Genomic DNA, 21091 nt, shown 5'->3' with positions numbered 1-21091 from the left:
AGGACCCGGTCGCCGAGCGCCTCTTCTCGCTGCGCGAACTCGAATCCTGATGTTTGGCCGAATTTCGCGTGTCCCGGGCCGGATTTGGCTGGCACGCTGCGCTTTCGCGCCTTAGCGTGGGCCGCATGGATTTCATGGCCGTTTTGCGCGAGAAGCTGACCGGGTTCGGCGAGCTGATCACGCCCGAGGCCGATTTGGCCGCACCGGTGCCCAGTTGCGGCGACTGGACCTTCTACGACCTCGTCGACCATGTCAGACAGGGGAATCTGTGGGTGGTGACCGCGGTCGCGGAGGGCCGCGGCGACTATCAGGGCGAGCCCGCGCCCAAGGACGCGGTCGCGCTGCGTGATTGGTACGACCAGAGCGCGAAGGCCATCCTGGAGTCGCTGTCGGTCGATCCGGCCACCCCGGCCTGGACCTTCACCAGTCTGATGCCCCGCACCGTCGGCTTCTGGCAGCGTCGCCGCGCCCACGAAACCCTCATGCACCTGTGGGACGGCCAGCACGCGCTCGGCGTGGCCGAGGGATTCGAACCGCAGCTGGCCGCCGACGGCATCACCGAGGTGTTCGAGATGTTCGCGCCCCGCATGATCCAGCGCGGCCTGGCCAAGGCGCCGGAGGCCGCGGTCAGCGTCCACACCACCGACACCGGCGACAGCTGGACCTACGGTCAGGACGCTCCGGTCGCCGAAATCTCCGGCACCGCCTCGGATCTGCTGCTGGCGCTGTGGGGACGCAAGAGCCTCGACGACGCGGCGCTCAACTGGCAGGGCAACTGGGCGGCGGGCGCGCGGGTGCTCGCGGGGCCGCTGGTCCCCTGATAACCAGCGGCCCCGCGCGGTGGCTCAGCGGTCGCCGTCGAGGATTCGCTTGACCTCGTCCGGGGTGTTGGCCGCGCGCATGCGTGCCAGCTGATCCTCCGCGCCGAACACCGTCGCCACCCGGGACAGCAGGGCCAGGTGCTCGCTGCCCGTCCCGGCGATGCCGACGACGAATTCGACCGGCTTGCCGTTCCAGTCGATGGTGTCCGGATACCGCACCACCGACAGCCCGGTCCGACGCACACCGGCCTTGGCCGCGTTGGTGCCGTGCGGAATGGCAAGGCGGTTGCCCATATACGTGGTGATCATCCGTTCGCGCTCGTGCATCGCCTCGATGTAGGAGTCGTCGACGGCGCCGGCGGCGACCAAGAGCGCCCCGGCCTCGTCGATGGCGGCGGCGCTGCTGCGCGCGGTGCCGGAGAGCACGATGGCGTCGAGCGGCAGCAGGTCGGCGGCGGGCTCGGCCGCCGGATCCGGTTGCGGCTCGGCCGGTTCGGCGGCGCGGGCCGAACGGGCGATCAAGCCGACGATCTCGTTGTAGCGGGGACTGCCCATGAAGTCGTCGATGGCGATGTGGATCGCGGACGGTGTCCGTTCCTTCGCCCGATCGGCCAGATCGGTGTGCACGACCACCAGGTCGTAGCCGTCGGTGAGCTCCGCGATGGCCCGATTGACCACGCTGACCTCGGCGAATCCCGCGTCCCGGATCTTCTTGCGCAGCACGGAGGCACCCAAGGCCGACGACCCCATCCCGGCGTCACAGGCGAACACGATCGTGGAAATCGTTGCGGGGACGGTCGATTCGCTGGCCGCGGTGCCGACGGACCCGGCCGGGGCCAGCAAGGTGGACGCTATGGACTGTTTGCCCTTCATCGCCTCGAGGGTGGCGGTGGCCTCCACGAGATCGCCCGCGTCGGCGTTCCGCTCGGTCTTCAGCAGCAGGGCCGCGACCGCGAACGAGACTGCCGCGGCGAGGAATACCGACAGCGTCACGCCGAGATAGCTGTCGCCGGCCGTCTGGGTGTAGACCGCGATGATCGAACCGGGCGCGGCGGGCGCGCGCAGACCGGAGTGGAAGACCACATTGATGAAGACGCCGGTCATGCCGCCGGCGATCATCGCCAGGATCAGGCGCGGCTTCATCAGCACGTACGGGAAGTAGATCTCGTGAATGCCGCCGAGGAAGTGGATGATCATCGCGCCGGGGGCCGAAAGCTTCGCCGCGCCACGGCCGAAGACCGCATAGGCCAGCAGGAGTCCGAGGCCGGGACCGGGATTCGCCTCCAGCAGGAACAGGATCGACTTACCGCTGGTAGCAGCCTGATTGGTGCCGAGCGGCGTCAGAATGCCGTGATTGACCGCATTGTTGAGGAAGAGCACCTTCGCCGGTTCGATGAAGATCGAGGTCAGTGGCAGCAGGTCGTGGTTCACCAGGAAATTCACCACGTTCCCGGCGAATCTGCTGAAGGCCGAGACCACCGGGCTGATGCCGAAGAATCCCCCGACCGCCAGCAGCGCACCGCTGATGCCCGCCGAGAAATTGTTGACGAGCATTTCGAATCCGGGCCGAATCTTGCCGTCCCACAGCGTATCCAGCCGCTTGATGACCCATCCGCCGAGTGGGCCGACGATCATCGCGCCCAGGAACATCGGCACGTTGGCGCCGGCGATCACGCCCATGGTGGCGATCGCGCCGACGACCGCGCCGCGGGTGCCGTAGACGATGCGGCCGCCGGTGGAGCCGATGAGGATCGGGAGCAGATAGGTGATGGTCGGTGCGACTATGCCGCCGCTGGCGTAGTCGCCCCAACCGCCGATGTGCGCGACCCAGCTACCGGATCCCCAACGGTTGGTGAGGGATTCGATCCAGCCCTTCTGAATGAACAGGGCCGTCAGCAGGCCCCAGGCGATGAAGGCGCCGATATTCGGCATCACCATGCTGGACAGGAATGTTCCGACCCGCTGCACGCGCACGCGAAGACTGGTTTGCCGCGTGCTGGTACGGGACGCCGGTGGGGAAACAGACATCGTGACTTCCTCTGAGCGACGAGCGGTCGGGCGAATGTGATGCCGACCACATCTCTTGCAGTAGTAGACCGCACAAACGGGCGTAATGACAAGAGATCGGGCGCAAATGGGCACATTTTCATGTTGATTTGTGCCCGATTGGCTACGGTTGACGGATGGCGGCCCTCGGCACCCGAGCCGCCGAACGGTGGAGAGGACACGAGATCCATGCAGGCGCTGCGCTTTTACGCCCCCGAGGACATCCGCCTGGAGGAGACTCCGGAACCCGACTGCGCTCCGGACCAGGTCAAACTCCGCGTCCGCAACTGCTCGACCTGCGGCACCGACGTCAAGATTCGGCACAACGGGCACCAGAACCTCACGCCCCCACGCGTTCTCGGCCACGAGATCGCCGGCGAGGTCGTCGAGGTCGGGGCCGACGTCGAGCGGTTGTTCGGGCAGCGGTGGCATCCCGGGGACCGGGCTCAGGTCATCGCGGCGGTCCCGTGCGGCGAATGCCACGAATGCCGCAAGGGGTGGATGGCCGTGTGCCAGAACCAGACCTCGGTCGGCTACCAGTACGACGGCGGCTTCGCGGAGTACATGATCGTGCCCAGCCAGGTGCTTCGGGTCGGCGGGCTGAATCCGATTCCCGCGAATGTCGGATTCGACGAAGCCTCCGCGGCCGAACCGCTCGCCTGTGCGATCAACGCTCAGGAACTGCTCGGCATCGAGGAGGGCGATACCGTCGTCGTCTTCGGCGCGGGCCCCATCGGCTGCATGCACATTCGCATCGCGCGCGGCGTACACCGGTGCGGGCCGGTCTATCTCGTGGACATCAACGCCGACCGGCTGAAGCTCTCCGCGGACGCGGTCCGGCCCGACGAGATCATCGACGTGTCCGAAGTCGATGTCGTGCAACGGGTGCTGGAGCTGACCGGCGGGCGCGGCGCGGACGTGGTGATCACCGCCACCGCCGCCAACATCACCCAGGAGCAGGCCATCGCCATGGCCGCCCGCAACGGCCGCATCTCCTTCTTCGGCGGCCTGCCCAAGACCAACCCCACCATCACCTGCGACTCCAACGTGGTGCACTACCGGCAGTTGCACATTCACGGCGCGAACGGCTCGGCGCCCGAACACAACAGGCGCGCACTCGATTACATCGCGACAGGCACCGTGCCGGTCCGGGACCTCATCACGCACCGCCTGCCGTTGGCGGACGCTCTCCACGCGTTCTCGATCGTGGAGAGCGGCGCGGCCATCAAGGTCACCGTCGAGCCCTAGCGGCCGAGCACGGCCGTGGCGGCGGCCCGGGCGGCGTCCGGATCGGTGGTCGCCGCGACCGCCGTCGCGGCCGCGCGGCATTCGGCCACGGTAGCGGCGGAAAGAGTCGCGCCCACCGCGGGCACCGCGACGGCGGCCGCCGACAGGGACGTGATGCCGAAACCCGCCAGCACACAAGCCAATACCGGGTCCGCGGCGGCCTCGCCGCAGACGCCCACGGGTTTGCCGAGGCGCTGACCGGCGGCCGCCGCCTGGGCCACCAGGCGAAGAACGGCGGGCTGCCACGGTGCGGTCAGCGCCGCCAGCCGAGGTGACATCCGGTCGGCCGCCATGGTGTATTGCGCCAGGTCATTGGTGCCGATCGAGGCGAAGTCGACGTGCTCCAGGATCGCCTCGGCCAGCAGGGCGGCGGCGGGGACCTCGATCATGACGCCGGGGATCAAACCGCGTTCGCGGGCCTTGCCCGCGAACGACTCCGCCTCCGCCACGGTCGAGATCATCGGTGCCATCACCCATGCCGGGCGGGAGCCGGAGGCCGCGGCGATGGCGTCGAGCTGGCGGTCGAGAATGCCGCTGTCCCGGGCGAACATTCGGATGCCCCGCACGCCCAGGGCCGGGTTCGCCTCGTCGTGCCGGGGCATGAAGCCCAGCGGCTTGTCCGAACCCGCGTCCAGGGTGCGGATCACCACCTTGGCGCCCGGGTAGGCGTCGAGCACCTCCCGGTACAGCCGCGTCTGCTCCGTGATCGAGGGTTCGGATTCGCGGTCCAGGAAACACAATTCGGTGCGGAACAGGCCGATGCCCTCGGCGGGCCCGCGGGCGGCGGCCCGCGCTCCGGCCCCGTCCTGGACATTGGCGAGCACTTCCACGCGGTATCCGTCGGCGGTGGCGCCGGGACCGGACCAGCGGGCGGCACTGTCGGCGCTCGCGCGGTAGGCCGCCAATGCCGTGGTCACCGTGTGTGATTCCGGTTCGACGATCACGCGGCCCGCCGTGCCGTCCACCAACACCGGCGTTCCCGCCGGGACGGCGTCCAGGCCCTCGACCGCGACCACGCAGGGAATACCCGCCTGCCGGGCGATGATCGCGGTGTGACCGGTCGGGCCGCCGAGCGACATGGCCAGCCCGACGATCAGCCTCGGATCGAGGCCCGCGGTATCGGCGGGGGCGAGGTCATCGGCCAGCAGGATGGAAGGCGTTGCCGGGACCGGGATTCCGGGCTCGGGCGCGCCGAGCAGCTCGGCCACCACGCGGTCGCACACATCGCGCAGGTCCGTGATCCGTTCGGCCATGAGGCCGCCCAGTCGCTGGAAGATGGCCGCGAACTGCTCGGTCGCGGATTCCGCCGCGGCGGCCGCGGGGGTGCCGGTGGCGATGAGCGCGTCGGCCGCGGCCAGCCAGCCGGGGTCGGTGGCCATGGCGGCATCGGCCGTCAGCACCTCCGCGGCCGCACCGGTGGTGCGGGCGGCGCGATCGCGGAGTCGTCCGGCGACCACCGCCGCGGCCCGCCGGATCTCCGCCGACTGCGCTGCCCGATCGGGTTCCTCGATCGGTGCGGTCGCGGATTCCGCCCGCACCCGGGGGATCGCGCGGATCGTGGGCCCGGCGATCACCCCCGGTACCGCCGGGACGCCGTGCAGCTCGATCGAGCAGGATTGTTCTCGCGGTGATCGCGTCATCAGGTGCCGCCTTCAAGCCGATGTCCGAGCCGATATGCCCGGTGTGCCCGGCCGCTCGGTGTGACCCAGGTTACGCGTACTGCTTGACAAAACAATACATTCGGGCATAAAACAACATAAGACAACATGGTGCACGGAGGTTTGGATGTACGCCGAGGAGCGGCAGCAGGCCATCGCCGAGCTGGTTGGTCACCGCGGGCGAGTGTCGGTCATCGAGCTCGCGGCGCAATTCGATGTCACCACCGAGACCGTACGACGCGATCTGGCCGCACTCGACCGCCTCGGTCTGCTCCGGCGGGTGCACGGCGGCGCCGTTCCCGCCTCCGTGCTCACCACCCTCGAACTCGACACTGGCGAGCGCGAGCACACCCGCGCCGCCGAGAAGGACCGAATCGCCAAGGCCGCGCTCGACTTTCTGCCGCCCACCGGTGGCAGCATTCTGCTCGACGCGGGCACCACCACCGCCCGCATCGCGGGCCGGCTGCCCGGCGATCGGGAACTGGTGGCGGTGACGAATTCGCTGCCGATCGCCATGCGGCTCAGCGGTTTTCCCGGCGGGCGGACGCAACTGCTGGGCGGCCGGGTCCGCGGCATCACCCAGGCCGCGGTCGGCGCGGACACCCTGCGCACCCTGGGGGAATTGCGGGTGGACGTCGCGTTCGTGGGTACCAATGCCCTCACCGTCGGGCACGGGCTGTCCACGCCGGATCCCGATGAGGCCGCGGTCAAGCGGGCCATGGTGGCCAGCGCGCATCGCGTGGTCGTGGTCGCCGACTCCAGCAAGGTCGGGCGCGAGGATCTGGTCCGGTTCGCCGCCATCACCGATATCGACGTGCTGGTCACCGATGCGGACCTGCTTCCGGCGAGCCGGGAGGAGTTGTGCGCGTTGGGGATCGAGGTGATCACCGCCTGATCGACAAGATCGCCGGGCGGTGGAAAAGGAAGGGCGAGACGGTGGCCGGTATGGGAACCACCGTCTCGCCTTCGGCCGTCTATGCAGGGGACGGCTGGATTTCCAAGGGGTCTCAGGGGCTTGCCCCTGAGCGTCCCGAGAGTTGGTCAGTCCGCCAGCAGCGAGCCGAGGGCGCGCAGGTGGTCGGTCGCGCCGCCGAGCGCGAATTCATTGTGCTTGGCGGCGGTGAAGTACTGGTTCACGATGTGGTCGCGGTCGATGCCGACGCCGCCGTGCACGTGCACCACGGTGTGGGCGACGCGGTGGCCCGCGTCGGCGGCCCAGAACTTCGCGGTGTGCACCTCGGCGGTGGCGGGCAGGCCCTCGGCCAGCAGCCACGCCGCCTGCTGCACGGCCAGGCGCACACCCTGGACGTCGATGTAGGCGTCCGAAAGTCGCTGCGCCACGGCCTGGAAGCTGCCGATCTTGCGATTGAACTGCTCGCGCTCGCGGGCGTAGTCGGCGACCAGTTCCAGGCCCTTCTCCACCACGCCGAGCTGGGTGGCGGCCAGGCCGAGCCAGGCCCGCTCGAGCAGCCAGGCCAGGATCTCGCCGCCCTGCTCGAGGGTGCCGACCAATTCGGCGGGGGCGCCGGAGAATTCGACCTCGGCCTCCGGCGAGCGGTCGGTGACGATCTGGTTCTCGACCCGCACCGCGGGATGCGAGGGATCGACCAGGAAGACGGCGGGGGAGCCGTCGACGCTGGCGGACACCAGGATTCGGGTGGCCTGCGCCGCGAAGGGCACGGTGGTCTTGAGTCCGGTCAGCAGCCAGCCGTTACCGGCGATGGCGGTGGTGACCGGCTTGTCGAGCTCCCAGTTGCGCTCCTCGCTCAGCGCCGCGGTGAGGATGACCTCGCCGGACGCGGCCTTGGCGGCCAGCTCGCGCTGGGGCGCGGAGCCGAACCGCGCGAGCGCGCCCGCGCCCAGCACGATCGACCACAGGTAGGGCACCGGCGCGACCGACTTGCCGATCTCGCGCAGGATGGCGGTCTGCTCCAGCACGCCGAAGTCGCTGCCGCCCACCGTCTCCGGCAGGGCCGCGGCCAGCACACCGGTCTCGGCCAGCGAGCTCCACAGCGTCTCGTCGAAGCGCACGGTCGGCTCGCCGTCGGCGTCGACGTTCTTGTCGAGTTCACGCAGCCGGTCGGCGGTGACCAGCTTGCCGGTGACCTCGGCGGTGAGGCGGGCCAGATCCTGCTGCGCCTCGGTAAGGGTGAAATCCATGATGGTTACCTTGGTTTCGATTAACGCGCGGCGGCGGGCTGCTTGAGGGCGGTCATGGCGATGATGTCGCGCTGCACCTCATTGGTGCCGCCGCCGAAGGTGAGGATCAGGCAGGCGCGGTGCATGCGCTCGAGGCGGCCGCGCAGCTGCGAGCCCTTCGAGTCCTGGCGCAGGTAGGCCTGCGGGCCGAGGATCTCCATCAGCGCGCGGTAGGCCTCGGTGGCCAGCTCGGTGCCGTACACCTTGGTGGCCGAGGCGTCCCACGGGCGCGGCGCGGCGTCGCCGCCCGCGTCGGCGCGCGAGGCGATCTCCCAGTTGGTGAGCTTCAGGTATTCGACCTTGGCGTGGATGCGGGCCAGGCTGATCTGCACCCATTCCTGGTCGATGACGCGGGAGCCGTTGGCGGCCTTGGTGTTGCGCGCCCACTCGGTGACCTGCGCGACCGCCAGCGCCAGCGGCGCGGAAGAGGTCAGCGCGACGCGCTCGTGGTTGAGCTGGTTGGTGACCAGTGCCCAGCCGCCGTTCTCCGGTCCCACCATGTCGGAGTGCTTGACCCGCACGTCCTGGTAGTAGGTGGCACTGGTGTCCGGCCCGGCCATGGTGTGCACCGGCGTCCACGAGAAGCCCTCCGCCGTGGTCGGCAGGATGAACATCGAGATGCCCTTGTGCTTCTTGGCGCTCGGGTCGGTGCGGGCGGCCAGCCAGATGTAGTCGGCGTAGGCGATGAGGGAGGTCCACATCTTCTGGCCGTTGATGATCCAGTCGTCGCCGTCACGGACCGCGGAGGTGCGCAGCGAGGCCAGGTCGGTACCCGCGCCCGGCTCCGAATAGCCGATGGCGAAGTGCAGCTGACCGGCGGCGATCTTGGGCAGGAAGAACTTCTTCTGCTCCTCGGTGCCGTAGTGCATGATCGTCGGCGCCACCGAGTTGATGGTCAGGAACGGCACCGGGGCGCCGGCGATGGCGGCCTCGTCGGTGAAGATCAGCTGATCCATGGTCGAGCGGTCCTGACCGCCGTACTGCTTGGGCCAGCCCAGGGCGAGCCAGCCGTCGCGGCCCATCTCCTCGACGACCTCACGGTAGACATTGCCCTCGCCGTATTCGCCGGTCTGCGCCGAAAGCGCTTGCCGCCGTTCGGGAGTGATGAGCTTGGTGAAATATTCACGTAGCTCGGCACGCAGCTGTTCCTGTTGCGGCGTGTAGGCGATACGCATGCTGTACCTCTAGCCTTCGTTTCTCGGTTCTGCCGATCATCGCACGCAACTGAAACATGTTCCAGTATTCGTTCCGGTTAGGGCTACTTTGCTGGTTGCGCGCGGGTCTGGTTGTTACGCTCGGGCTCAACCAGTGGTTAAGGAGAGAAACATGAAGGTCATCGTCGACTTCGATCAGTGTGAAGCCAATGGAATCTGCGTCGGAATCGCCCCTGACGTCTTTGATCTCGATGACGACGACAATCTGTTCGTCAACGAGGCCGAGGTCACCGAGGCCAACCGCCGCGATATCGAGTCGGCCGTCGCCCAGTGCCCCAAGGCCGCTCTGAAGCTGGTCTGAGCGCATGCTTGCCCGCCGGGTGGAACACGTTCTAGAGTCGGCCGCGTGAGCGATTCTGATGTAAGTCTTTCCGGCCGGGTTGCCATCCTCACCGGCGCGGGCGCCGGGCTGGGCCGGGCCGAGGCCCTCGAGCTGGCCCGGGCCGGTGCTTCGGTCATCGTCAACGACCTGACCGAGAACGACGCGGTGAGCGCGACCCTCGCCGACATCCGGGCGCTGGGCGTCAAGGCGGAGTTCGTCGGCGGCAGCATCGCCGAGAGCGCCACCGCCGAGGCGCTGATCCGGACCGCCGAGGAGACCTTCGGCCGCCTGGACATCGTGGTGAACAATGCCGGGATCACCCGGGACAAGATGCTGTTCAACATGTCCGACGCGGACTTCGACGCGGTCGTCGCGGTCCACCTGCGCGGGCACTTCCTGTTGACCCGCAATGCCGCCGCGTATTGGCGCGGTAAATACAAGGAGACGGGTGCGCCGGTCTACGGCCGCATCATCAACACCTCCTCGGAGGCGGGTCTGCTCGGCCCGGCTGGACAGGCGAACTACGGTGCGGCCAAGGCCGGTATCACCGCGCTGACCCTGTCGGCCGCCCGCGCGCTCGAGAGCGTCGGCGTGAAGGCCAATGCCATCGCGCCGCGCGCCCGCACCGCCATGACCGAGCAGGTCTTCTCGGCCGCTCCCGAAGAGGGCCCGGACCCGCTCTCGCCCGATCACGTGGCACGCCTGGTCGCCTACCTGGCCTCACCCGCCGCCGAGGCCATCTCCGGCCAACTCTTCGTCGTCTACGGCCCGATGGTGGCCCTGATGGCGGCTCCGGTGGTGGAGAAGCGTTTCGACGCCGAGGGCGAGTTCACCCGCGAGGGCCTGGCCGCGACCCTGGGCGGCTATTTCGCCGAACGCGGTTCGGACGCTACGTTTTCCGCTTCCTCGCTGAAAGATCTCGGCTGAGGCTTACCTCAGTTCCCCCACCGGGGTCTGTGCGTTTCCATGGACACGCGCTCAGGCCCCGGGCCTTGCGGTTGATCACGGGATCGATCGTTGGTAGGAATGGGGATCAACTATGTGTGTCGGCTCACACTGCGGCATACCCATGACAGTTAGGCTGGCATGAACACGTTCTTAAAACTGGACAGCAGTTCAGAAAGAATGCCAGTTCAAAACCGTCGAAACCTTCCCGAACCATACGAGAACGTGTTCTAATCTTCGAGCGGGACCGAGATCACATTCAGATCTCGGTTGCTATCGCTAGGCAGGGGCAGGAGGAATAGCGGGAATGAATGAAGTCCTTGCCGTACCGCTGCGGGCGGTCGGAGGGTTCTTCGAACTCGCCGGCGCGGTCGCTCGCGCTGCAGTACGGCCCCCGTTTCAGCGACGGGAATTCATCGACCAGTCCTGGTTCATCGCCCGGGTGTCCATGTTCCCCACCTTGATGGTGGCGATTCCATTCACCGTCCTGGTGAGTTTCACCCTCAATATCCTGCTCCGGGAGATCGGCGCCGCCGACCTGTCCGGCGCGGGCGCGGCGTTCGGCACCATCACCCAGATCGGCCCGATGGTCACGGTCCTCATCGTGGCCGGCGCGGGCGCGACCGCCATCTGCGCGGATCTGGGCGCGCGCACCATTCGCGAAGAGATCGACGCCATGAAGGTGCTCGGCATCGATCCTGTTCAGCGCCTTGTGGTTCCGCGTGTGCTGGCCTCCATGCTGGTCGCATTCCTGCTCAACGGCTTGGTGTCGGCCATCGGCATCCTGGGCGGTTTTCTGTTCTCGGTTTTCCTGCAGGGCGTGAACCCCGGCGCTTTCGTCAACGGGCTCACCCTGCTCACCCACCTCCCGGAGCTCGTCATCTCCGAGGTGAAGGCCATGCTATTCGGTCTCGTCGCCGGACTGGTCGCCTGTTACCTGGGCCTGAACGTCAAGGGCGGTCCCAAGAGCGTCGGTGACGCCGTCAACCAGACCGTCGTCTTCGCCTTCATGGCGTTGTTCGTCATTAACGTCGTGGTCACCGCCGCGGGCATCAAGTTCACGGCGCGGTGATCAGATGGCTTTCGTGATCCAAAGTCGTTTCCCGAAGGTAGCCAATCGTTTTCGGCGTTTTACCGAGGCGCTCGACTCGGTCGGTAAGCACGCGGTGTTCTACGCGCGCTCGATCGGATCGGTCCCCAAGGCCCTGGTGCACTACCGGACCGAGACCATTCGCCTGATCGCCGAGATCTCCATGGGCACAGGCGCGCTGGCCGTCATCGGCGGCACCGTCGTCATCGTCGGCTTCCTGACGCTGGCGGCCGGTAGCACCATTGCCGTGCAGGGCTACAGCTCGCTCGGCAATATCGGTGTCGAGGCCCTGACCGGCTTCTTCGCCGCCTTCATCAACGTTCGCATTGCGGCCCCGGTGATCTCGGGCATCGGCCTGGCGGCCACCCTGGGCGCCGGTACCACGGCACAATTGGGGGCCATGCGCGTCTCCGAAGAGATCGATGCCCTGGAGGTGATGGCCATCCGGCCGGTCCCCTTCCTGGTGGGCACTCGCATGCTGGCGGGCATCATCGCCATCATCCCGTTGTACTCATTGGCGGTCATCGCGTCGTTCATCGCCTCGCGCTTCTCGACCGTCGTGATCTACGGCCAGTCGGCCGGTGTGTACGACCACTACTTCTCGACCTTCCTGATCCCCAGCGACATCCTCTGGTCCTTCGCCCAGGCGATCTTCATGGCGATGGCCGTCATGCTGATCCACACCTACTACGGCTACAACGCCGCGGGCGGACCGGTCGGTGTCGGTGTGGCGGTAGGCAATGCGGTGCGGGCCTCGCTGATCGCGGTCGTCATGGTGACGCTGCTGATGTCGCTGGCCATCTACGGCACCTCCGGCAATTTCCATCTCTCCGGGTAGGGGCGGGACACACGACATGGTCCAACAGCAAGGCGGCGTGGTGAGCCCGATCGGTTCACCGTTCGTCCAGAAACCGAAGCCCAGGCCCTACCTCGAACAGGGGTGGGTCATTCGGCTCGCCGGGGCCGGCCTGGTGCTCGCCATCGTGGCGGCGGTGGTGATCTGCCTGGTCGCCTTCGCGGGCGGCTTCGACAACACGGTCAAGGTCACCATCGACTCCCCGCGCGCGGGCCTGGTCATGGACAAGGACGCCAAGGTGAAGATCCGCGGCGTCGAGATCGGCCGGGTCGCAAAGATCAGCGACGGGCCCAACGGGGCGCGCATCGACCTCGCGGTCGATCCGGACAAGCTGAAGATGGTGCCCGCCAACGCGTCCGTCGATATCAACTCGACGACGGTGTTCGGCTCCAAGTACATCAATTTCATCGAACCGCAGAACCCCTCCACCGATTCCCTGAAGCCGGGCGCGGTGGTGCAGGCGGGCGCTGTGACGGTCGAATTCAACACGCTCTTCCAGCATTTGAACGATCTGCTGGCAAAGGTGCAGCCCGAGAAGCTGAATGCGACGCTGACCGCGCTGGGCACCGCGCTGCAGGGTCGCGGCGACAAGCTGGGCCAGCTCCTGGTGAACAGTGACGACGTGCTCAAGAGCCTCAATCCGAGCCTGCCCGATCTGCAACGCGATCTGCAGACCTCGGTCGGGGTCACCAACCTGTACGCCGATGTCGCGCCGGATCTGTTGCGCCTCACCGGTAATGCGGCCACCACGGGCGGCACCATCGTCGACGAGAAGGACAACTTCGACAAGGTGCTGCTGAACCTGGTGGGCCTGGCCAACGACACCGGCGGCGTGCTCTCCGACAACGAGAAGGCACTGGTGGACACCCTCGGCGTGCTGCGCCCGACCACCGAATTGCTCAACGAGTACAACCCGGCGTTGTACTGCTTGGTCGTCGGCGCGGCCAACGCGCTGCCGGACGGCAACCGCATCTTCGGCGGCGATGGCCCGTGGGTCACACTGAACGCCAGCTTCATGGGCGGCGGCACGCCGTACTCGTACCCGAAGGATCTGCCGAAGGTGAATGCCACCGGCGGCCCGCACTGCGAGGGCATTCTCGATCGGGTGCCGGGCAGCCACGCCAACTATCTCGTCACCGACACCTCCGAAGGCGAGGTGTGGACGCCGCCGACGAGCACCAGCCTCAACGGCCCGCGGGTGTTCCAGCTGCTGTTCGGCGATGTTCCGGGGGTGGGCAAGTGAAGTTCAAACCGCATGGCACCACGGTGAAGCTGAGTATCTTCGCCCTGGTCATGGTGTTGGTGCTGGCCGCGCTCGGAGTGATCTTCAGCGAGATGCGATTCTCCCGCGCGACCGGATACCACGCGATCTTCAACAGCTCGTCGGGCATACTGCCGGGCGCGAAGGTGCGCATCGCCGGTGTCCCGGTGGGCTCGGTGAGCCGGGTCTACGTGGGCAAGGACCATCTGGCGCATGTCGACTTCGACCTCGACCACCAGTACCGGATCTACTCCGGCACCCAGGCCGCGGTGCGCTACGAGGACCTCGTCGGCAACCGCTACCTGGAACTGATGGACGGGCCGGGCACGGCGCAGGCGCTGGGTAAGGGCGCTACCATCCCCCTCGGCCAGACCAAGCCCGCGCTCGATCTGGATCTGCTGCTCGGCGGCATGAAACCACTGCTGCGTGGCCTGAATCCGGACCAGATCAACGATCTGACCGGCGCGCTGCTGCAGGTGTTCCAGGGCCAGGGCGGCACGCTGGTGTCGCTGCTCAACAGCGGCGGCTCCTTCACCAAGACCCTCGCCGACCGGGATGCCTTGATCGGCAGCGTGATCGAGAACCTGAAGACGGTGCTCGGCACCATCGATCAGAACAACGCGGACTTCCAGACCACCCTGACCGAATTGCAGCGGCTGGTCAGCGGTCTCGCGGCGGACAAGGATCCGATCGGTGACGCCCTGCCCCGATTGGCGGGGGCGACAGGCGGTCTGCAGGATCTGCTGATGCAGACCCGCCCGGACCTCAAGGCGGACTTCCAGCAACTCGGCACGCTGTCGCAGAATCTCGACGACCGGAGCGACGACGTGAACTACGTCCTGAACCTGCTGCCCGAGACCTACAAGAAACTGATCCGGATCGGCTCTTACGGCTCGTTCCTGAACATGTTCGTCTGTGGTGCGGCCATCCTGGTGGACGCCCCCGGCGGCGGCACCACACGGATCACCCTGCCGAGCGGTCAGACCACCGGAAGGTGCGCGGCAAATTGAACCAACAACGCTCACCGCTGATCAATGTCGGCGTCATCGGCATCGTGCTGGTGGTCTCGATCTGCTTGACCGCCTTGCAGTTCGACCGGTTGCCCTTCATTCGCTCGGGCGCGCAGTTCAGCGCCTACTTCGCCGATGCCGGCGGGCTGCTGCCCGGCGACCAGGTGCAGGTGGCCGGCGTGAAGTCCGGCAAGGTCGAGTCCGTGAAACTGGACGGCGCGAAGGTCAAGGTCCGGTTCAGCCTCGACGAGGCGATCGTGCTCGGCACCAAGACCACCGCGGCCATCAAGACCAACACCGTGCTGGGGCGCAAGTCGCTCGAGGTGGTGCCGACCGGTGACGGCGCGCTGCGCGCGGATCAGACGATCCCATTGGAGCGCACCACTTCTCCGTACTCGCTCACCGACGCCCTCGGCGATCTCGCGACCGATGTGAAGGGCATGGACACCGACCAGGTCAACAAGACGCTGGACACACTGTCCGAAGCGTTCAGCGATACCCCGGGACCGCTGCGCTCGGCGCTGGACGGCGTCACCGCGCTCTCCCGCAGCCTGAACGCCCGCGACAAGGCACTCACCGATCTGCTCTCGCACGCCCAAAAGGTCACCAAGGTGCTGGGCGACCGTGCGCTGCAGATCAATTCGCTGCTGGTCGACGGCAATACCCTGCTCGGCGAGCTGGACGCCCGCCGCTCGGCGCTGAGTCAGCTGATCGTCTACATCAACGGTCTGGCACAGCAGCTGACCGGCTTCGTCAACGACAACGAGGCCCAGCTGAAACCGACGCTGGACAAGCTGAATTCGGTGCTGGCCCTGCTGATCAAGAACAAGGAGAACATCGGCAAGGCGGTCGACGAGCTCGGCCCGTTCGAGGCCGCGCTCGGTGAGCAAGTCGGTTCCGGACCGTACTTCCAGGCCTATCTGGCCAATGGCGCGAGCCCGGCTCTGCAGACCCTGGTCGATTCCATGGTCTGGCCGCAGCATCTGCCCGACGACCTGCAAAACATGCTCAACGGCGCCTTCCAGGTCCAGACCAACCCCCAGGAGCCGCCGCGATGAACGCCATTCGCAAGTTGCCGCGGTGGACGAGGCTCACGGCCGTGGCCGTGGTGGTCGTGCTGGCCGGGTGGCTGGTCTACGGATTCGTCTCCGATATCGGCAAGAAGCACATCACCGCGTACTTCCCCTCGACCAACGGCCTCTACGCCGGTGACGAGATCCGGGTGCTCGGCGTGAAGGTCGGCCGTATCGATTCCATCGAGCCCGGCAAGGATCGGGTGACCGTGAAGCTGACGGTCGACCGCGGCGTCGACGTCCCCTCCGACGCCAAGGCCGTCATCATCTCGCCGTCGCTGGTGTCGGCGCGCTTCATCCAGCTCGCGCCCGCCTACACCGGCGGCGCGAAGATGGCCGATGGTGCGTCGATTCCCGTGGAGCGCACCGCCGTTCCGGTGGAATGGGATGACATCAAGGCCGAGCTGACCAAGCTGTCCACCGCCCTCGGCCCGATCGGCGAGGACAAGCAGGGCTCCTTCGGCCGGGCCATCAATACCGCCGCCGACAATCTCGGCAACGGCAACGCCCAGGCCTTCCGCGACACCCTCAAGGAGCTGTCCAGCACGCTGAGCACGCTCTCCGACGGGCGTACCGACCTGTTCGGCACCATCCAGAACCTGCAGAAGTTCGTCGATGTGCTGTCCAAGTCCAACGATCAGATCGTGCAGTTCGGTGGTCGGTTGGCCTCGGTCTCCTCGGTGCTGGCCAATGTCTCGGGCGATCTCGGTGCCGGCCTGGACAATCTCGACTCGGCCATCGGCGACGTGAAGCGGTTCCTGGACGAGCGCGGCGGCGCACTGACCGAGAGCGTGCAGAAGCTTGCCGACGCCACCCAGATCCTCGCGGACAAGAAGCCGGAGCTGGAGCGCATCATGCACTCCGCCCCGACCGCGCTGGCGAACTTCTACCAGCTCTACAAGCCGGCCCAGGGCACGCTGACCGGTGCGCTGGGCGCACCGAACTTCGCGAACCCGACCGCCTTCCTGTGTGGTGGCGTCGAGGCCGACCCGGTCAACGATTCCCAGCACAGCGCCGAGCTGTGCAAGCAGTACCTGGCACCCGTCATCCAGTCGCTGATGATGAATTACCCGCCGCTGCTGGTGAACCCGGCGACCGAGCAGAACGCGTTCCCGAACCAGCTCACCTACAGCACGCCGGATCTGGCCAACCAGGTTCCCGCGGCCGAGGGTGCGCCGGTCGCCTCTCCCAAGTCCCTCGCCGATCTGCTGACTGGAGGCGGACGATGACCAGTCGCCGACGAATTCGCCTGGCGGGCACGGCGATCAGCCTGGTCGCAGTATTCGGTGTTGGCGGTTGCTCCTGGGACGGACTGAACTCGGTGTCCATGCCGGGTGCGCCCGGCACCGGCGCGGGCGCCTGGCACGTGCGCGTCCAGATGCCGAATGTGACCACGCTGACCCGTAATTCGCCGGTCATGGTGAACGACGTGGCGGTGGGCTCGGTCACCGGCATCGAGGTCGAGGGCTGGCACGCCCTGGTCACCCTCTCCCTGGACAAGGGAGTCGCCTTGCCCGCCAACGCCATCGCACGCATCGGGCAGACCAGTCTGCTGGGCTCCAACCACGTGGAGCTGGCCGCACCGGCCGATCAGCCGGCGCAGGGCCGTCTGCAGGACGGGGACCTGATCCCGCTCGAGCGCGCCGCGGCCTTCCCGACCACAGAGCAGACGCTGTCCTCACTGTCGGTGGTGCTCAACGGCGGTGGCATCTCCCAGGTGGAAACGATCACCAAGGAACTCGACGCCACCTTCAAGAACCGCACCGATTCCATCCGGGATCTGTTGCCGCAGTTGAATCAGCTGACCACCACCCTGGACAAGCAGACGGCCGACATCATCGCCGCCATGAGCGGGCTGGACCGGTTCGCCGGGGTGTTCGCGCAGCAGAAGGATGATGTCACCAAGGCCATCACCCAGATCCACCCGGCGCTGACCGTGCTCGCCGACCGCCGCCAGAACATCACCAATGCCATTACGGCACTGGGTGGTTTGAGCGACACCGTGCAGAGGGTCCTCGATCAGGGTGGGGCCAATCTGAAGGCGGACCTGTCCAATCTGGAGCCCGCGCTGCAGTCGCTGGCCTCGACCGGCGGCAAGCTCGCCGACTCGCTGCAGTGGCTGCTGTCGTTCCCGTTCCCGATCAAGAACATCGACAAGGTCATCAAGGGCGACTACATGAACCTGTTCATGACCGTCGACCTCACCGGTTCGCGGCTGGACTCGAACTTCCTCACCGGCACGCCGCTGGGCGGCAGCCTGGGCGGCGCCCAGGCCACTCTCGGCACCGGCATCACCGGTGGGAAGGGCCCGCAGGGCATCGGTGACCCGCTCACCGATCCGTTGAAGCCCGCACCGCAGACCACGCCGACGCCGACCCCGAGTATCGCTGGGCTGCCACCGATTCCGGGCCTGCCGGCCATTCCGGGCCTGACCGTGCCCGCACAGCAAGGGGGTGACGGGAAGTGAAGCTCACCAAGTTCGTCAAGGTGCAGCTGGCCATCTTCTCGGTGCTGACCGTGATCGGTCTGACCGTCATGGGCGGCGACTACGTGAAGCTCCCGGCCATGCTGGGCATCGGAAGATACGGCGTCACCGTGCAATTGGCCGCGACCGGTGGTCTGTACCCCACCGCCAATGTGGCCTACCGCGGCACCAATATCGGCAAGGTGGAGGACGTCAAACTCACCCCGGCCGGGGTGGACGCGAAGCTCTCCATCGACAGCGACTACAAGATCCCGTCCGATGTGACCGCCTACGTGAAGAGCGTGTCGGCCATCGGTGAGCAGTTCGTGGATCTGGTTCCGGCCGATAATCCCAAGGGCGGCAACCTGCACGACGGTTCGGTCATCCCGGTGGAGCAGACCAAGCTGCCCCAGGACGTCGGCGCCATGCTCGACCAGGCCGACCGGCTGCTGTCCACCGTCGCGGACACCAAACTGCAAGAGGTCATCAACGACGCCTTCGTAGCCTTCAACGGCGCGGGGCCGGATCTGCAGCGCTTCATCGATTCCGCGTCGCTGCTGGTGCAGTCGGCCAAGGACAACACCGACGCCACCAAGGATCTGCTGGACAAGATCGGCCCGCTGCTGGACACCCAGAACCAGACCTCGGGCGACGTCCGGGCCTGGACCAAGGACCTCGCCACGGTCACCGACCAACTGCGCGAACATGATCCGTCGCTGAAGGCGATCCTGCAGCACACGCCGTCCACCCTGGACAAGGTCAACTCGACCTTCCAGGACCTGAAGCCGACCCTGCCGATCATGCTCGCCAATATGCTCAGCGTCGGGCAGGTCGGGCTCACCTATCACGCGGGGCTCGAGCAGGTTCTGGTCATGTACCCGCCGCTGCTGGCGGGCCTGCTCACCGCCATTCGCGGACCCGTGCAGTACGGCGCCATGGTCGACTTCATGCTCGGCCTGAACGACCCGCCGGGTTGCACCACCGGCTTCCTGCCCGCCTCGGAGCGGCGCTCGCCCGCCGACACCTCGCCGATCGAAACCCCGGCCAACATGTACTGCAAGGTGCCGCAGAACGCCAAGGAGGCCGTGCGCGGCATCCGCAACACCCCGTGTGTGGACGTGCCGGGCAAGCGCGCGCCGAGTCCCGAACTCTGCCACGATCCCAACGGCTATCAGCCCGAGGGCGACAACCCGCCGTTCGGTCAGCCGAACAAGGTGGACAACAACGGGCAGCCGCTGGACAAGCTGCTCGGCGACCAGAAGGCACCCTTCATCGCACACGAGGATCCGGGCACCGGTACCTTCGTCGGACCTGATGGTCACGTGTACCGTCGGGGAGACGTCAATGCAGATGGTTCCACCAAGGTGCCGTCGAGCTGGCAACAGCTGCTTCAGGAGCCAACGCCATGAGCGAAACCCCAGCAAATCGAAACCGCACGCGGCGACGCGTCGTCCGGCAGGCGGGCCCGCCCGTCGAGGATGATCGCGCGGGCATCGAGGTCCAGGAGACGTCGGGCACCGCGGTGAGCGTGGAGCCGGTGGTGGCCGAGGCGTCGAGCCCGGCCGCCGAGCCGGAGCCGGCGGTTTCGGTCGTTAAGGCGGCCGTGCCTGTCGAGGCGGTGGAAGATGCCGCGACCATCGCCGAATCTGTCACCGCCGAGCCGGAATTCGTGGTCGCGGTGGTCGAGGACGAGGCTCCGACCGCGGAGGCTCCGGCCGACGAGGCCGCGGCGCCCGCCGTCCAGGATGAGGCGCCGGCCGGCACGGAGGCAGCCGAATCCGCAGGCGGCGAACCGAAGTCGCGCTTCCAGCGGGCACGCGCTTCGCTCGGGTGGGTGGGCACGATCGCCGCGGCGGTCGCCCTGATCTCCACGCTGGTGCTGATCGGTTCGGGTGGCCTCTTCTACTACCACCAGCAGCACGCCGACGACCTGAGCGCGCGACGCGCCGAATACATCCAGGTCGCGAAGCAGGCGTACCTGGACATGGTCACCGTCAAGGCCGACACCGCCGGGCCCGACCTGGACCGGCTCTTCGCGGTCGCGGGTGGTGGTCTCAAAGACGACCTCGCTGCCAACAAGGACAGCTACAAGAAGGTCTTCGAGCAGATGAAGGTGCAGTCCTCCGGCAAGATCATCTCCGCCGCCATCGAGAGCGACAGCGCCGATTCCGCCAAGGTGCTGTTGCTGGCCCAGCAGACCGTCTCCAATGCCGCGTCCAACGGTCCGATGCAGAAGGACTACCGCTTCCGGGTGACCGTGAACCGCAACAGCAGCGGCACCGTGACCGCCTCGTCCTGGGAGCTCGTGCCGTGAAGATCAATGCCCGTTCCATCATGATCGCCGTCGCCGGCGTGCTCCTCGTCGCCGCGGTGACGGTGGGATCACTTGTCGCCGACCGCTTCTGGTCCGACCGCACCGCCGAACGAAACCGCACTTCCGCAGCCGATTTCGCACGGGACACGGTCGAGGACCTGTTCACCTACAACTACGACTCGGCCGACAAGGAACTCCCGAAGGTCGCCGAACGGTTGTCCGGCGCCTACCGCGATTCCTATCTGCAGGTCATCAACGAGCAGGCCATCCCCGCGGCCAAGGAGAAGAAGCTCGACGTTCAGACCGTCGTGCAGGCGACCGGCCTCATCGACTCGACCCGCGACAGCGCGACCGTGCTGGTGATCGCGGATCAGCGCTTCTCGAGCACTGATTCGGGGAAGGAAACCCTCGCCAGCGACCGCTTGCAGGTGAAGCTCACCAAGCACAACGACAGCTGGCTGGTCTCCGACATCAAGACCGTTTGAGTCCTCCACGGTCTCGAATTCCTGAAACTCGGCCGCCCACCGCGTG

19 protein-coding genes are annotated in these 21091 nt (G+C 67.1%); 15 read left to right on the top strand and 4 right to left on the bottom strand.

Features of this window, described 5'->3' with window-relative positions:
* The first annotated feature begins 125 nt into the window (after positions 1 to 125).
* The gene (locus tag ACWELQ_RS10125) at positions 126 to 821 is read left to right on the top strand and encodes a maleylpyruvate isomerase family mycothiol-dependent enzyme (protein ID WP_452396686.1); all 696 of its coding nucleotides are present in this window, start codon (positions 126 to 128) and stop codon (positions 819 to 821) included.
* Between the two features lie 24 nt (positions 822 to 845).
* Here ACWELQ_RS10125 and ACWELQ_RS10120 read toward each other — a convergent pair whose 3' ends face one another.
* The gene (locus ACWELQ_RS10120; protein ID WP_452396685.1) at positions 846 to 2849 is read right to left on the bottom strand and encodes a PTS mannitol transporter subunit IICBA; all 2004 of its coding nucleotides are present in this window, start codon (positions 2847 to 2849) and stop codon (positions 846 to 848) included.
* Positions 2850 to 3056: 207 nt separating this feature from the next.
* Here ACWELQ_RS10120 and ACWELQ_RS10115 point away from each other — a divergent pair, with 207 nt between their 5' ends.
* The gene (locus ACWELQ_RS10115) at positions 3057 to 4115 is read left to right on the top strand and encodes a zinc-dependent dehydrogenase (protein ID WP_452396684.1); all 1059 of its coding nucleotides are present in this window, start codon (positions 3057 to 3059) and stop codon (positions 4113 to 4115) included.
* Here the strand turns inward: ACWELQ_RS10115 and ACWELQ_RS10110 are convergent.
* Positions 4112 to 5794 (bottom strand): putative PEP-binding protein, encoded by a 1683-nt coding sequence (locus ACWELQ_RS10110; RefSeq protein WP_452396683.1) that lies wholly within the window; start codon positions 5792 to 5794, stop codon positions 4112 to 4114. The genes ACWELQ_RS10115 and ACWELQ_RS10110 overlap by 4 nt on opposite strands.
* A gap of 145 nt (positions 5795 to 5939) precedes the next feature.
* On the opposite strand from ACWELQ_RS10110, the gene ACWELQ_RS10105 reads away from it, so the two are divergent.
* A complete protein-coding gene (locus ACWELQ_RS10105) occupies positions 5940 to 6707 on the top strand; it encodes a DeoR/GlpR family DNA-binding transcription regulator (protein WP_452396682.1) in 768 nt (255 codons plus the stop codon).
* Positions 6708 to 6853: 146 nt separating this feature from the next.
* Here ACWELQ_RS10105 and ACWELQ_RS10100 read toward each other — a convergent pair whose 3' ends face one another.
* The gene (locus ACWELQ_RS10100) at positions 6854 to 7972 is read right to left on the bottom strand and encodes an acyl-CoA dehydrogenase family protein (RefSeq protein WP_452396681.1); all 1119 of its coding nucleotides are present in this window, start codon (positions 7970 to 7972) and stop codon (positions 6854 to 6856) included.
* Positions 7973 to 7992: 20 nt separating this feature from the next.
* Positions 7993 to 9186, bottom strand: coding sequence for an acyl-CoA dehydrogenase family protein (locus ACWELQ_RS10095; protein ID WP_452396680.1), 1194 nt, complete (start codon positions 9184 to 9186; stop codon positions 7993 to 7995).
* 151 nt (positions 9187 to 9337) lie between these two features.
* On the opposite strand from ACWELQ_RS10095, the gene ACWELQ_RS10090 reads away from it, so the two are divergent.
* The 12 genes from ACWELQ_RS10090 (at position 9338) to ACWELQ_RS10035 (ending at position 21045) form a co-directional block, all read left to right on the top strand.
* The gene (locus ACWELQ_RS10090) at positions 9338 to 9526 is read left to right on the top strand and encodes a ferredoxin (protein ID WP_040803134.1); all 189 of its coding nucleotides are present in this window, start codon (positions 9338 to 9340) and stop codon (positions 9524 to 9526) included.
* Between the two features lie 45 nt (positions 9527 to 9571).
* The gene (locus tag ACWELQ_RS10085; protein WP_452396679.1) at positions 9572 to 10474 is read left to right on the top strand and encodes a 3-oxoacyl-ACP reductase; all 903 of its coding nucleotides are present in this window, start codon (positions 9572 to 9574) and stop codon (positions 10472 to 10474) included.
* Positions 10475 to 10799: 325 nt separating this feature from the next.
* Entirely contained in the window at positions 10800 to 11564 is a 765-nt protein-coding gene (locus ACWELQ_RS10080) for an MlaE family ABC transporter permease (RefSeq protein WP_379354414.1), read from the top strand.
* Positions 11565 to 11568: 4 nt separating this feature from the next.
* Complete coding sequence (locus tag ACWELQ_RS10075; RefSeq protein WP_157388884.1) at positions 11569 to 12420, top strand: MlaE family ABC transporter permease; 852 nt, start codon at positions 11569 to 11571, stop codon at positions 12418 to 12420.
* Positions 12421 to 12436: 16 nt separating this feature from the next.
* A complete protein-coding gene (locus ACWELQ_RS10070; protein WP_452396678.1) occupies positions 12437 to 13681 on the top strand; it encodes an MCE family protein in 1245 nt (414 codons plus the stop codon).
* Positions 13678 to 14709, top strand: a complete 1032-nt coding sequence (locus ACWELQ_RS10065) for an MCE family protein (protein ID WP_452396677.1) — start codon at positions 13678 to 13680, stop codon at positions 14707 to 14709. Before ACWELQ_RS10070 ends, ACWELQ_RS10065 begins: the two co-directional genes overlap by 4 nt.
* Positions 14706 to 15767 carry an MCE family protein gene (locus tag ACWELQ_RS10060; RefSeq protein WP_452396676.1) on the top strand — a complete coding sequence of 354 codons (1062 nt, stop codon included), beginning with the start codon at positions 14706 to 14708 and terminating at the stop codon, positions 15765 to 15767. The genes ACWELQ_RS10065 and ACWELQ_RS10060 overlap by 4 nt, the downstream gene beginning before the upstream one ends.
* A complete protein-coding gene (locus tag ACWELQ_RS10055; RefSeq protein WP_452396675.1) occupies positions 15764 to 17011 on the top strand; it encodes an MCE family protein in 1248 nt (415 codons plus the stop codon). Before ACWELQ_RS10060 ends, ACWELQ_RS10055 begins: the two co-directional genes overlap by 4 nt.
* Entirely contained in the window at positions 17008 to 18249 is a 1242-nt protein-coding gene (locus ACWELQ_RS10050) for an MCE family protein (RefSeq protein ID WP_452396674.1), read from the top strand. The genes ACWELQ_RS10055 and ACWELQ_RS10050 overlap by 4 nt, the downstream gene beginning before the upstream one ends.
* Complete coding sequence (locus ACWELQ_RS10045; protein ID WP_452396673.1) at positions 18246 to 19655, top strand: MCE family protein; 1410 nt, start codon at positions 18246 to 18248, stop codon at positions 19653 to 19655. Before ACWELQ_RS10050 ends, ACWELQ_RS10045 begins: the two co-directional genes overlap by 4 nt.
* Entirely contained in the window at positions 19652 to 20560 is a 909-nt protein-coding gene (locus tag ACWELQ_RS10040; protein WP_452396672.1) for a hypothetical protein, read from the top strand. Before ACWELQ_RS10045 ends, ACWELQ_RS10040 begins: the two co-directional genes overlap by 4 nt.
* The gene (locus ACWELQ_RS10035; RefSeq protein ID WP_452396671.1) at positions 20557 to 21045 is read left to right on the top strand and encodes a h domain protein; all 489 of its coding nucleotides are present in this window, start codon (positions 20557 to 20559) and stop codon (positions 21043 to 21045) included. The genes ACWELQ_RS10040 and ACWELQ_RS10035 overlap by 4 nt, the downstream gene beginning before the upstream one ends.
* The last annotated feature ends 46 nt before the right edge of the window (positions 21046 to 21091 follow it).

This window comes from Nocardia sp. NPDC004722, from assembly GCF_053601505.1.
The sequence above is the reverse complement of the archived record's forward strand: the minus strand, read 5'-3'. Positions and strand labels throughout refer to the sequence as shown.